A 13,929-nucleotide genomic window follows, 5' to 3' on the forward strand; every position below is an offset into this window, starting at 1 on the left:
AAATCATAGAAACATGATAAAATATACGATATATGGATTGCTTCTTTTGCTCAGCTCCCTGACTTTTTCCTCCTGTAAAAAGTTTCTGGAAGAAAGAAGCCCGGATGAAATTAAGCCAGAGACGGTTGCCGATCTGCAATCCCTGATGAATGGAGAAGCTTATCCTTATCAGATTGTAACAGACACCTATGTTGATTTACTGACAGATGATATACAATCGAATGGATTGGGAAGAACTTTTGATGGGAATCCGGATGATGTTTATCTTCCTTACCTGCAGAACGGTACACGTGTATTTAAATGGGATGCCAGGATGTTCGATGGCGACCCCATACTTTCGTTGGGTACTGATTCCTGGAGTATTTACTACACTAAAATCAAAGGTTGTAATACGGTTATTGACAACCTCGTGAAAGTTTCCGGCTCAACAGAGCAAAAGAACGCACTGTTAGGGCAGGTACTTTTCTTACGTGCTTACTATTATCTGAAACTGGTAACGTTATATGGACAACCTTATAGTGGTGCAGGCATTGATCCTAATGTGAGCCTCGGCGTTCCTCTGATCCTGAATAGTGTGGTTACCGACCAATACCCCGTACGGAATACGTTGAAAGAAGTATACGGACAGATTGAAAAAGATCTGCTGGAGGCAGCAGGCTTACTGAAAGCCAATTTTACAGAAGCCTCGACTTTTCGTGTGGGACATATCGCTGCTTATAGTCTTTTAACCAGGCTCTATCTTTATATGGGAAGGGCGGAAGATATGGATAAAGTAATTCAGTACGCAAATCTGGTACTGACTGAAAGACCCGTTCTAACGCAAATGAAATCATTTTTTGATGCAGGTGGTTTTTCAGGCGGAAAAATATACGATGTTACGGTAAGTCCGGAGGTAGTATGGGTGTACGGAATTAATCCAAATGCCCCAAATGGTTATTTCCCGGAACAACGGAATGATCGTCCTCCATATACCGTATCCGGATCTCTTGCTGCACTTTATGAAACCAGTACAGCGAGTGATGACAGGAAAGACCTGAGGTATCCTGGATATTTCAGAATGGGATTTGTCAACAACGCAGGTTATCTGCTGGGCAACGGGAAAATTGGCTCTATACCTAAATACGGCACTGATGGGATCAGAATTGCGGAAGTTTACCTCAACAGAGCGGAGGCTTATGCGAAGAAATTTCTGAATGGAGATGTGAGTTCGGCAGCGAAAGCAAACGCAGATCTGAATACCTTGCGCGCCAGTAGGTATGATACACGAAATGTCGCCTATCAACCGGTTAACTATAGCAACGCAAATGACCTTTTTAAATTTTGCCAGGATGAGCGCCGTCGTGAGCTTTGTTTGGAAAGCGGACACCGCTGGATGGACATCAAAAGGTGGGGATTGAGCATTAGCCATCGTTTCATTGATGCTGACGGTACTACGACTGACTACACATTGCGTTCAGGTAGTTTAATTTATGCCCTGCCTATTCCATTTACCGCGACATTGAAAAATGGCAGGCTGGCTCAAAATCCACGATAATCAAACCAAAACGAAGAGAACCATGAAAAGATATTTGATATATGCCATAAGCCTGCTTTTACTGTCGGTGATTTGGTCTGGCTGCAGTAAAAAGGAGGCTCCTTTGTTGCCAACAGAAGGAAATGAAGGATATACGCTGCCACAGGGTAATCATGATTATGATACCAGAATTCTGAATTATTATAAGAAGTACGGCACCTATTTTTTATACCAATTTTCAGAAAAGGATGCTTACTGGACCCCAACAGGCTACAAAAATGCGATAAAGCAAGGACAATATTGGTCAGACGGATTTGAAATGAAGGCTGCAGATCAGACATTCATTAACCAGCAGCTGGATCTTTTTGAAAGCCAGTGCCTGAATTTCTATTCTGAAAAATTCCTGAAAGCATTTTTGCCTTCGAAGATCTTACTGTGCAGTGAAGTGGATTCTATTTATAATGAATTTGACTTTTCTACTAGTCCGGCTACAGTAGTGAAGGGTGTAAGATCCGTGGCTGCCTGGTACAACTATAACAATTTACTGCTAAACTACGGGAATGCTAATGTTTTAACCATTACACCAGAGGAGAAAAGAACATATCTGGCTAAGGTGAACTTAAATTTGATCAACAGCATTACGGAAGCAAAAAAAACAGCTCCTACAACTGCATTTTCAGGTTCAGCAAATTATACCATCGCTCCTACAAGTGATGCTGATGCTTATGCGAAAGGGATGTTGACACCCTATTACAATGGACCTACTGCTACTTCAGATTGGTACCTCTATATACAAGCCATGGTCAGCTTTTCCGAAGACAACCTGAACAGGCTGCCTGATAGCTGGGATACATCTTTTACGGGAATACTGAATCCGGCTAAGGACAGCAATGGCATAATCAAACGAAGATATGATCTGGTAAGGAACTACTTCAAAGAGAATTATAATGTAGACCTGCAACTCATAGGTAATGCAGCACAAGCAAACTGATACAAAAGATAATTAAACAAACAATTATGAAATTCATTTTTCCGATTCTGCTTTTGATGCTGTTTTCCTCAGTATCAAAAGCACAGGATCAGCACGCAACAACCATTAAAAAATTCATTAAGGCAGAAGCGAAAATGCAAAAAGGCATGTTCAACGTGTATGTTCAGGATGATAAATACCTGTTGGAGATACCAGACAGGTTGTTGGGAAGAGACATCTTAACCAGTATCAGCATCATTAGAGGCTCTGCCCAGCGTAAACGAAATCCATCGATGCGTTATGGTTTCGCTGGCGATGCGATCAACGACCGGGTAATTCGATTCAACAAAGGGATAAATGGCAAGATCAACATTGTGGATCCGGATTTTGTACAAGCTACAGATACCACCAGTTATTATTTTAACAGCTATAGGTTACAATTGAAACCCGCTTTATTGGCTTTTGATATTGTGGCTACCGGCGATTCGAGTTCCTTAATTGATGTCACTAATCTGTTTAATGGTGACAGTGATCTGTTTTCCTTAAAAGGAGCGGCAACCGAGTTGAAGCTCGGTGCCTTTGAGCCGGAGAAATCAAAGATTCTGGGCGTAAGTGCCTACGATAATAACCTGGTATTCCGCTCTGTAAAAAGTTATGCAGCAGGTGATCCTCCCCAAATGCCACCTGCTGATCCGACCTCAGCGCCTGTAAAGGCACCCGAGATGAACCCCACTATGTGGGAGGTTGGTGCATCGTGGTTTTTGCTGCCAGAGGTACCTATGGCGCAACGCTATGCCGACACCAGAGTGGGTTACTTTTCTACAGGGCTAAGGAACTATGATAATCCTGAGAAAAGCGAGTTCACGGTTATGGCCAACAGGTGGCGCGTGGAACCAAAACCTGAGGATTTGGAAAAGTACCTGAAGGGAGAACTGGTAGAGCCAGCTAAGCCTATCGTCTTTTATATCGACCGGAATACTCCAGCCTTTCTGGTTCCATACATCATTGACGGGGTAAATGCCTGGAGAAAAAGCTTTGAAAAAATTGGCTTTAAGAATGCCATTACAGGTAAACTATCGCCGACGAAAGAAGAGGATCCTGACTACAGTATGGAGGATGCCAGGTATGCTTATATTTCTTACAAGCCTTCAGAGGTTCCAAATGCCTATGGTCCACAAGTGGTAGACCCACGTTCGGGAGAAATTCTGACCTCTCATATCGCCGTGTTTCACAACATCATGGAGCTCTTGCAACGCTGGTATTTTTCAATGTCTGCGGCCAATGATCCCGCTGCGAGAAAGTTCCCTGTTAATACCGCATTAATGGGTACTTTACTGAGAAATGTGATTACCCATGAGGTAGGACACACGCTGGGATTGCGTCATAATTTTGCGGGAAGTTCTTCCTATTCAGTAGATAGCATCCGTAACCGCGATTACGTACGGGCGCATGGTTTTGGGCCATCTGTAATGGACTATATGCGTTTTAATTATGCTGCCCAGCCTCAGGACAAAATGGATCCGAAGGATTTGCTGCCAGTGGTTGGGGTTTACGATGATTATGCCATAGAATGGGGGTATCGTTATTTTCCACTGTCTAAAGATGCCAGTGTTATAGCAGATCAGTTGAAACAATGGGTATCTGAAAAAAGAAAAGACCCTAAATATTTTTATTCTGACGAAGCTGATATGTACGATCCAAGGGTACAGAGTGAGGATGTGGGCGACAATAATATGAAAGCAAATGCACTTGGGGTAGAGAACCTGAAAAAGATCATGGCGAACATCGAACAGTGGAGCTCCGTTGATGATGGATATGGAACGTTGCGGTCGATGTACAGAGCTGTCGAAGGTCGTTACCACAACTATCTCCAGCACGTAGTGAAAAATATAGGGAGCGTTTTCAGCGATAAACCATTGCGTGAGGAGCAGAAGTCAAGCTATGTTCCGGTGAGCCGGGCGCAGCAGAAAGAAGCGATGGATTATCTGTCAAAGTTCATGTTTACTGAACCGAAATGGCTCTATCCTGAAGACGTGATGGCCAGGACCGGATTCAGTTTCGACACAGATGTAGAAGATACTTATGGCGACCTGATGGGTCGTTTGATGGGGAAATATTATGCTATGGCTAACATAGAGAATATTTCCGGCAATGCAACTTACCCGGCGGCTGAGTTTTTAACTGACCTGGAGCACATCGTCTTCAAAGATCTGGATCGGCCGATTTCCCGGTATAACCGCATGTTTCAGCGCAAGTTTATCACCAGCCTTTTGATGAATGCTGATAGCCGGGAAGTTTTAAATAATGACGTATGGTTCACCATGAACAAAATGGTGTTGCGTATTGAAGAACAAAGCAGGGCTGCAGCCGAAAAGCAAAAGGACTTTATTTCCAAAACCCATTTAATGGCGATTGCGGATATGGTTGAAATGTGGCGTACAGATAATGATGCAGCTTACCTGAGTAGATAATTTAGTATAAATAATTAAACATAGAAATGAAGTATATCTTATCAATCTTTTTTGCAGTAGTGCTGAGCCTTCAGGCGAAGGCGCTACCGCTGGATGAACCAACACCTTTTGAAAAATTCTATAAAAAACAGATGAAAGTGACGCCTGGTTTATTTACCGTATACCAGGATGGTTCCAATTATTTCCTGGAGATCCCAGCCAGCACTTTAAATACCGATCTTCTGGTCATTGGCGACATCGCCCGTGGTTTTGCCAACAATATTGCCCAGTCATCTGGCGTAATCCGTTTTGGTGTGGGAAACGGAAATGTGCTCAATGTAACTAAAGAAGTATATAAAGAAGAAACCTCAGCCGACTTCAATCAGGGTTTTGAAGAGCTGGTGCAAAAATCTAACCTTACTCCGGTAAGTTATGTAATTCCCGTAGTGGCCAGAGGGAAAGACAAGAAAAGTTATATTATTGAGCTGACCCGCGAATTGATAGAAGGTGGCAATTTATTTTCTTTCAAGGATTTTAGTGACTTGAGTAGTTCTGATCCTGCCCGCTCCGGTGTACAGGAAGTAAAAGCTTCGGGAGAAGGTGTGGTATTTTCCGTGTTACGTACGCAAACTGTTCCGGGAAACAGCGTAAATGGGAACAAAGCCGTAGATAAGGCTGTAGCTTTTGTACTCAATCTGGGGCTCCAGCGCCTTCCTGTCTCAAAAATGAAAGTCCGGGAGTCTGATCCAAGAATAGGATTTGCTACAGTGGCCTACAATGATTTTGGAAAGTATCCATACGGGGTGAGAAACGTTAAGGTAATTACCAAATGGAACCTTAATGTACGCCCGGCAGACCAGCAAAAGTACAATGCGGGTGTATTGGTTACGCCGGCAAAGGCAATTACAGTTTATATTGACAAGAATACCCCCGCTTTATTTCTGCCTTATGTGAAACAAGGCATTGCCCAGTGGAATGCTGCCTTCGAAAAAGCGGGATTTAAGGATGTGTTGGTGATTGCCAAAGCTGAGAATGAGAACTGGCTATCTGCAGGAAAGATCCAGATCAAATGGGGAGGAGGCGCTAGTGATGTGCCGGTAAATTTGCTGAGCGACCCACGCACCGGGGAAATTTATACGGCCAAGATGAGCATTTCAGACCAGGTGGTGAATGATCTGCTTCCCTCTTATTTTACCAAGTGCAGTATGAAAGACCCCAGGGTTTTGAAAGACTTGTATAACCCTGAAGTGCGTGGGGAAATGATGCGGTGGAAAGTTGCCCAGGCCATGGGAGAGGTTTTGGGAATGGTGCCCAACCTGCATGGAAGTGCGGCTTATACGCCTGCTCAACTCCGTTCTGGTAATTGGTTAAAGCAACATAGTTTCTCTTCGTCTGTAACTGATGATACACAGTTTAACTTTCTGGTTCAGCCTGAAGATGATGTTGCGGTAACAGATTTAATGCCCAGGGTTTCCGCTTATGACGAGCTGGCAATTGGTTGGGCTTACCGCGTATTTGCCGATCGCAATGCCGAAAAGAAAAGCCTGGCTTCCCTGAAACCTTCCAACGCTGCACTAATGTTTCTGGAGGAGAATAAAAGTGATCCCTTTACCCGTAAAGGCGATGTTTCTGCTGATCAGCTGGAAGCTGCAGAACTGGCAATGAATAACTTAATGCGCTACTATCCGCAAGTAGAAAAGGTTTCTGAGGAGATGAAAGGAGGCGATGATGACTGGAGAAAATTCAAATTGCTTTCTTCCGCCTATCAGAAAAATTTCCAACTCTATACAGACAACGTGGCGAGCTATATCGGAGGGATATCCTTACGGCCGGTATTGCGGAATTATAATGAGGTACCTGTAATATATACCACTAAGAAAGAACAGAAAAAGGCAATGGCCTTATTGAATAACTGGTTTTTCAGCGGAGTTCCTTCCTGGATGCAGAACAAAAGAATGAACCTGGAGAACAATGAGTCTGAGGATACCAAAATGCAAAACAGCATGCAGGATTTATTGCGCAAATTAATTAGTCCCGAAGTATTGAACAATCTGATTACAGCAGAGCATGAGATGGGAAATCAGGCCTATACCAGTCTTGATCTTTTTGAAGACCTGGATCGTTATGTGTTCAAAGATTTTGATTCGGTGAATCCATTGAATGAACATACCAGGCTGATGCAGAGCAAGTTTATATTCGACCTGGCTGATGCAACAGTAAAAAACAATTTTGCTGCGGGCTTGAGTGATTCAAGTGAAGTTATTCATTTTTATTTCGTCAGGACCATGAAACATATTAAGGAACTGTCAGAACAACACCAGGACCCAAAAGCGAAAGCGCTTTATCAGATGCTCAGGGAAAAAGTTGAAAAAGGAATGAACCAAAAGAAAAGCTAGAGATGAAAAAAATATTCTTATTCCTTTTGTTCCTGACAGGTGCATCAGTCTATGCGCAAAACAGAGAGATTACTTTTGAAAAAGGAAGTCTGCAGTTGGCTCTTAACAAAGCAAAGGCAGGTAATAAATTGGTTTTTGTCGATTGCTTTACCGAGTGGTGCGTACCCTGTAAACACATGGCGAAGAACATTTTTACAATTGATTCTGTGGCCGACTTTTTCAATCAGAATTTCGTAAATGTGGGTCTGGATATGGAAAAGGGAGATGGTATTCCTGCTTTGAAAACCTATAAAGTGGGTGCATTTCCCTCGTTTTTGCTCCTGAATGGTAACGGTGATCTGGTTTATAAGTTTGTGGGTGCAATGGATGCAGATGAATTCATATCAAAGGTGAAAGAGGGGATGAATCCTGAAAACAAAATAGCCAGGATGAACCGGGAATATGCAGCCGGCAACAGGGATCATGCCTTCATTAGGGATTACATCAAAGAGAAGATCAATATGATGGAGATCAATCCCGCGAAGGAAATTGCCACTACTTATTTCAACAGTCTTACAGACCAGGAGAAAGTGATGCCCGAAAACTGGTTTCTTTTCGGCGCCAACCGGTATGACATGTACTTGTCTAATGTACACAGCAAAAACTTTGATTATCTGGCAAGCAACTGGAAGGCCTTTGTGAAACACAATGGGAAGGATACGGTAGAAAAGCGAATGGGAGATATGTTCAGAAAGGTAGCCGGTTATGCGTTAAACGGTTTTTATTTTCAAGAACATCCTTATGTTAAAACTGAATTTGCACATTACCGCAAGCAGCTCATCGCAACAAATCTGAAAGACAAAGATCAGTTGATCCTGATGATGAACATGGCCGAAGCTGCGGGAGAAAAAAACTGGCTGAAGGTATCCAATATCCTGGCCGATCACATTCAGGATTTCAGTCCGCAAAACCAGCGGATCGCTTATGATTTTTGGTCGGGATATGGCGTGTCCAAACGGGAGAAGCTGCCAAGGATGAAAGAGATTTCCGAAAAGATTATCCGTACTTCGAAAGACCCATTTATCATTTCTACTGCAAAAATGTATGAGAATTACTAAGGTAAATATGTTCCGGTTTAAGAAATATGTATTTATTGCGCTCTGCAGTGTCTCCATCTGTCTGCCAGCCTTTGCTCAACAAAAGCTGGCAGATACGGCGGGGCATTTTAGTCCAGCTAATTTGCTAAAACAGGTAGGGACAATGCAGGTGATTCCGTTTTTTATCAAAGGCACCGGGAAATTCTGGATGATCGACAATCCTCCGGAGGGAGAAAACCAGTCAGTCAGCAACTACTACCTGGTTGATCCTGCCAAAAAAACGAAGCAGCCCTTATTTGACAAAGCGAATATTGAGAAAAGCCTGTACAGTATACTTAAACAGCAAGTAGAGGCATCAAAAATCCAGTATCAGACTAATTTTTCAGCTGATGGACGGACGGTTGAAGTCGGTTATCATGATCAAATCTATGATTATAATTACCTGACAAAAAAGCTAAATAAACGCGCTACAACAAAGCTGGAAACGCCTGTATACCATATTGGAGATCTTTCGCCTGATAAACAATGGTTATTATATGCGAGGCACCACAATCTTTACCTGAAAAGAATAGCCGACAGTACAGAAAAGGTATTGACGACTGATGGCGCGGAGAATTTCTCTTTCTCGATTAATGGAACGGACAATTTTGCGGAGACCAATACGCCCACTGATGCGTATTGGCTGCCCGATTCGAAGCATTTCTATGTATTGCGTAAGGATAACAGAAAGGTAGGGACAATGACGGTGACCAATTCCCTGATGTCGCCCAGGCCTTATGTAAATACGTATGTTTACGAACTGCCAGGAGATAAAGAGGTGGCGCAATATGATTTTTTTATTGGCGATGTAGCGGAGCAGCGCTTGCAAAAAATAGACATAGCCCTATGGCCCGATCAGGAAGTTTCCGTGGTGAGGGCAAGTGGTTTAAAGGACGAAGTTTTTCTCCTGCGCCGGAAGCGGACGCGGGATGAGCTGGATTTGTGTGCGGTTAACCTGCATACCGGGAAAGTTCGTTCTATTATCCATGAGGTGAGTAAGCCATTTATAAATGAAGATCTTTTTAATGTAAGTATTCTTCAAGCGGGAAAAAACATCATTTGGTGGTCTGACCGTTCCGGTTGGGGGCATTATTACCTTTACAACGGTGCTGGTGAGCTGCAACATGCCATAACCAGTGGCAACTGGACTGCTGGGAAAGTCGTGGCGACAGACACGCTGAAGCAGGAGCTGTATTTCTATGGCTACGGCAAAGAGAAAGACCGGAACCCGTATTATGCTTTTTTGTATAAGGCAGATTTTGGGGGCAAAAAGCAGTTGTTATTAAGCCCCGAAAATGCAACGCATCAGGTATTTATGTCTCCGGATCTTCAGTATTTTGTCGACAATTATTCAAGGATTGATCTAAAGCCTAAAGCTGTGGTGAGGGACAATGAAGGCAAGAAAATGCTCGAGGTTTTGGATCCGGACCTAACCAAGCTTTACGCTTACGGTTGGAAGCCGGCTGAACCTTTTACCGTAAAGGCTAAAGATGGCGTGACGAATCTCTATGGCCTGATGTGGAAACCCTTTAATTTTGATCCGAACAAAAAGTATCCGGTGATCTCTCAGGTTTATCCCGGCCCTTTTACAGAAACGGTATGGACACAGTTTACACTAGTAGATCGTTATAACAATACCGAACTGGCGCAGGATGGCTTTGTGGTAGTGGTGATGGGGCACCGTGGGGGTTCGCCTTATCGCAATGCAGCTTATTACAAGTATGGTTATGGGAATATCCGAGATTATGCGCTGGAGGATGATAAGTATGGTTTGGAACAATTAGGCAAACGCTATGCTTTTATGGACATGGACAAGATTGGTATCTATGGACATTCTGGCGGCGGTATGATGGCTGTAGCTGCATTGGGAACTTATCCTGATTTTTATAAAGCCGCAGTTTCATCTTCAGGTAATCACGACAACACCTTATACAACCGCACCTGGGGAGAAAGTTATCAGGGTTTTGATAAGCCCTATGATTTAAATCAAAGCCTTGCAAAGAACATCAAAGGGCCTTTGCTGCTTGTTGCAGCAGAGTCTGATGAAAATGTGAACCCGGCAGCGACGATGCGTATGGTTAATGCATTGATTCTGGCAGATAAAAATTTTGAACTTCTGATGCTTCCAGGGCAGCACCATACGTATGAAGAGCCATATAAAACTTATTATGAGAAAAGGACGCGACAATTTTTTTCAAAGTGCTTTTTTCATGCTTATTGAAAAAGATGAGGTTGTCTCGAAAGTAAAATCTTGCTTTAAGGTCAGAATTTTATTTCGTTTCCCGTCATCCGATAGCTATCGGATCTCGCGCAGGCCTATCGTGTGGACATATATTTTTTAAGGTTTTTTAGGCGTTTTGCTAACCAACTTTAATAAAGCACGGATTTTAACCAAGGACGCTGTCAATCCCAAGAGCCGGGGAAATCAAAAAAACAGGTGCACAACAGTAAAAATGGCACTAACAAACCTGAAACGCAGTGGTTTTGTGTTCATAACCGATGATTTAATTTTAAAAAATATTGAACACAAAACGAAGTGTCACTGTTTTTTTGATGCGCGTGAGATTGCGCAAAAGGCTCATTGCTGGATTGACAAAGCGCTTTGGGTACTTTGGCGCTCCAAAGTACCATGCCTCGCGGCATAGAGCGATAGAAGAATGTTATAATTAATTGTGTCCACACGATAGGCGCAGGCGGGAACCACGAAGTGCTCAGCGAAGCGGTATGTCTCCTTTAAAATTCAGATCGCTTAACCGGAAGTAAAAAAACGGCACTTGTAGTTAGGGAGTCTGTTGTCATTTGATTTAAAGAGAAACCATTTTCCGATTTGTTTAAAATAGCTGAATTTTAACTTTTCAAATACCCACTGTTTTTTTGGGTACTTGAAAAGTTTTGAAATCTAAGAAAATGGCAAATATATCCCATCGTTTAATAACAAATTGTGCGGAAAGGGCAAAACAATATTGTCGTGGAAAATAGGCGTAATACTTAAATAAAGTAGCTGGTATCCACAACATTTTTCTCCACTGTGATTATTTTTTACTGAGTAAGTTCCATTTTAAAGAACAAAAATTACTTACTATATAGGTTTCTTAAAAAATCTGGCAAACTGGTTGTAGCCCTGCCCAGTAGTTGTTTTACATCACTTTTATTAGTATCGAATTCTCCTCTGGCTATCGCTCCGGCGAACCTTGACAGATACGCTGCATCATCTTCAGAAACCCCTTGCTGAACAAGTTGCCCAACATAGACCATTACCTCCGTTGGGTTATAAGTTATCGTTGTCCCTGTGATCTCTGATAGTATGTCAGCAATCTCAGCGAAGGAGAAAGCGGCCTCTGCAGCAATAACATATTCCTTATTTTCGTGGCCCGGAGTAGTCAGTACAACAGCTAAAGCTTCAGCCATTTCTGTTATTGGTAAAAAAGGCACTTTGCCAGCTCCTGCCGGGATGGAGATACCATTCTCCAAAATATTTTTTCCAGAAATTATCGGAATCATATCGGCATAGAGTGTATTATTCATCAATGTATAAGGAACGGCCATTTGTTTTAAATAATCAGTTGTGTATGCATGGTATTGAACATCTTCAGCCATTGAGCTTTGCTGTAAATCTTTCATATCAAAACCCGTGTAGACGATATGGCTGACACCAGCTTCACCGGCTGCATCAATCACATTTTTGTGCTGGTTGAACCTGTTTACGATAGCTGATGAAGAAGATATTAGCAACAGCTTGTCTACACCCTCGAATGCAATCTTCAATGACTCAAAATCCTGATAGTCGCCAGGCTTCACCTGAATTCCATTCGATTTAAATGCTGTCGCCTTAGTTTCATCTCTTACCAATGCAGCAATGTCTTTTGCATCTGTACCATTGTTTAAGAGCGAATTAATGGTGGCTTTACCTAAATTGCCTGTTGCACCAGTTACTAAAATCATAATTTTTGTTTTAAGATTAATAATCAATTACTTTTGTCAGGCAAAGGAAGTAATATTGATTCTGAAAGTAACGCTTGTGATCTGATATCAGAACAAATAGTGGTAACCTTAACGTAACTAATGGAAAATAACTTAGATCATGCTGGATGTCCTGCTATGGAAACCATAGCGCTTATTGGAGGACGGTGGAAAGTGATTATTTTGCACGTGCTTTCCAAGCATGCCAGGCGTTTTGGGGAAATCAATGTCCGGATACCCGCTATATCAAGAAAAGTATTAACTGAACAACTGAGAGAACTTGAAGCGGATGGCTTAATTAGCAGGAAGCAGTACAAGGAGCTTCCACCTAAGGTGGAGTATGCACTCACAGATTTTGGAAGAAGCCTTTGCCCTCTGTTGACCTATATATCAGCCTGGAATAAAAAAGAGGAGGGCAATTCATCTCAAGAGATCATACAACTCCCTGATTGAAAAAATTTTAAATTCAAAATCACATCCCGCCTGGATAACAACCTATTGTCGCAAGCGATAAAAAAGAGCAAGTGTAACTAATAAATCAATATCATCACTAATGGCCAAATCCTGTCGTTAACTGTAACCTGGAGGTGATGATCGACCTTATTTGCCAGTTGGCCGGAAATACCAGTCATGTTGGAATTGGTTCTGATCTGGATGATGCTTTTGGAAAAGAATAATGTCCTTACGACCTGGAGACTATTGCAGACTTACAAAAAATACCGGCTTTATTTAAGAAGAGAGGTTACATCGATACCCGATGTCGAAAACCTGATGCATGGCAAACGGTTAGGTTTTCTAAGAAAGGCCCAGGCATAAATACAACCGCATAAAAAAATAAGCAAAATAAGATTTGTAAAATAACGTCAATGGTAGACGTTAGAATTTTTCAAATACATCGGAGTGTTGATGGCAGGTTTTGGCGGTTCGTCATTCCCAACTTGATTGGGAATCGTAATGCAAGCGCTTTAAGATTCCCGCCTGCGCGGGAAAGACGACCACTCTGTTGATTCTGTCATTGATAGCGTTATCGAAGGGACCTTAATTTCGTATTTGTAAAAAAAAAACAAAATCCAGTTTGCCTATTAATTTTGATCATTCCATTCCGGCTAGCCATAAATTTTGTATCTTAGCATAACCAAAAGGGCTAATCACCCAATTTAATCCATCTGATTAAAAAATCCCCAAAAAAATATCCAAAATTCCACCTTCACGCCACATTTACCCCACGTTTCGGCCGCCTTCCGGCCAGGTTAGCGTATGGCTTGCTTGCACACTACTTCACCCTTACTTCGGTTGAGTTGTAGCCTTGTTGTAGATCAGGTAGGTCAAAGATTTACCTCGCTTTGGGTTGGAGGGTAAACAATAACTCAATAAGAGGTAAGGAGAAAGTTACCGTAAGGTATTATTGGTGTATAGCTGTGTCGGAGTAGCCTGCACAAAAGGGCGATAAACGGCTGTTCGGGATTTTAGCATAGTGAAATCCTTTTTAAATAAAAATCCTCCAACGAAAGTAGGAGGATTTCTG

Annotated in this window: 8 protein-coding genes; 7 read left to right on the forward strand and 1 reads right to left on the reverse strand. The window is 42.4% G+C overall.

The features are described from left to right. The first annotated feature begins 13 nt into the window (after positions 1-13). From IM793_RS06025 to IM793_RS06050, 6 genes are read left to right on the forward strand one after another with little or no spacing between them, the layout of a single operon-like run. A complete protein-coding gene (locus IM793_RS06025; RefSeq protein ID WP_193420189.1) occupies positions 14-1,534 on the forward strand; it encodes a RagB/SusD family nutrient uptake outer membrane protein in 1,521 nt (506 codons plus the stop codon). Positions 1,535-1,556: 22 nt separating this feature from the next. Further along, positions 1,557-2,504 carry a hypothetical protein gene (locus IM793_RS06030; protein ID WP_193420190.1) on the forward strand — a complete coding sequence of 316 codons (948 nt, stop codon included), beginning with the start codon at positions 1,557-1,559 and terminating at the stop codon, positions 2,502-2,504. 26 nt (positions 2,505-2,530) lie between these two features. Beyond that, positions 2,531-4,954, forward strand: coding sequence for a zinc-dependent metalloprotease (locus IM793_RS06035; RefSeq protein WP_193420191.1), 2,424 nt, complete (start codon positions 2,531-2,533; stop codon positions 4,952-4,954). 26 nt (positions 4,955-4,980) lie between these two features. Beyond that, positions 4,981-7,329, forward strand: coding sequence for a zinc-dependent metalloprotease (locus IM793_RS06040; protein ID WP_193420192.1), 2,349 nt, complete (start codon positions 4,981-4,983; stop codon positions 7,327-7,329). A 2-nt stretch (positions 7,330-7,331) separates the two neighbouring features. Then, on the forward strand, positions 7,332-8,426 hold the full coding sequence (locus IM793_RS06045; RefSeq protein WP_193420193.1) for a thioredoxin fold domain-containing protein: 1,095 nt from the start codon (positions 7,332-7,334) through the stop codon (positions 8,424-8,426). Continuing rightward, complete coding sequence (locus IM793_RS06050) at positions 8,413-10,665, forward strand: DPP IV N-terminal domain-containing protein (RefSeq protein WP_227256149.1); 2,253 nt, start codon at positions 8,413-8,415, stop codon at positions 10,663-10,665. The genes IM793_RS06045 and IM793_RS06050 overlap by 14 nt, the downstream gene beginning before the upstream one ends. A gap of 851 nt (positions 10,666-11,516) precedes the next feature. On the opposite strand, the gene IM793_RS06055 is transcribed toward IM793_RS06050, so the two are convergent. Continuing rightward, complete coding sequence (locus tag IM793_RS06055; protein ID WP_193420194.1) at positions 11,517-12,386, reverse strand: SDR family oxidoreductase; 870 nt, start codon at positions 12,384-12,386, stop codon at positions 11,517-11,519. A gap of 120 nt (positions 12,387-12,506) precedes the next feature. Between IM793_RS06055 and IM793_RS06060 the strand changes: the two genes are divergently transcribed. Next, positions 12,507-12,857, forward strand: coding sequence for a helix-turn-helix domain-containing protein (locus IM793_RS06060; RefSeq protein ID WP_193420195.1), 351 nt, complete (start codon positions 12,507-12,509; stop codon positions 12,855-12,857). Positions 12,858-13,929 lie beyond the last annotated feature (1,072 nt).

The sequence above is a fragment of the Pedobacter sp. MR2016-19 genome, from assembly GCF_014947265.1.
GTDB lineage: Bacteria > Bacteroidota > Bacteroidia > Sphingobacteriales > Sphingobacteriaceae > Pedobacter.

Coding starts and splice junctions, on each gene's coding strand:
- IM793_RS06060 (WP_193420195.1), top strand. CDS start 12,507: ATGGAAAATAACTTAGATCATGCTGGATGTCCTGCTATGGAAACCATA.
- IM793_RS06050 (WP_227256149.1), top strand. CDS start 8,413: ATGAGAATTACTAAGGTAAATATGTTCCGGTTTAAGAAATATGTATTT.
- IM793_RS06030 (WP_193420190.1), top strand. CDS start 1,557: ATGAAAAGATATTTGATATATGCCATAAGCCTGCTTTTACTGTCGGTG.
- IM793_RS06035 (WP_193420191.1), top strand. CDS start 2,531: ATGAAATTCATTTTTCCGATTCTGCTTTTGATGCTGTTTTCCTCAGTA.
- IM793_RS06045 (WP_193420193.1), top strand. CDS start 7,332: ATGAAAAAAATATTCTTATTCCTTTTGTTCCTGACAGGTGCATCAGTC.
- IM793_RS06055 (WP_193420194.1), bottom strand. CDS start 12,386: ATGATTTTAGTAACTGGTGCAACAGGCAATTTAGGTAAAGCCACCATT.
- IM793_RS06025 (WP_193420189.1), top strand. CDS start 14: ATGATAAAATATACGATATATGGATTGCTTCTTTTGCTCAGCTCCCTG.
- IM793_RS06040 (WP_193420192.1), top strand. CDS start 4,981: ATGAAGTATATCTTATCAATCTTTTTTGCAGTAGTGCTGAGCCTTCAG.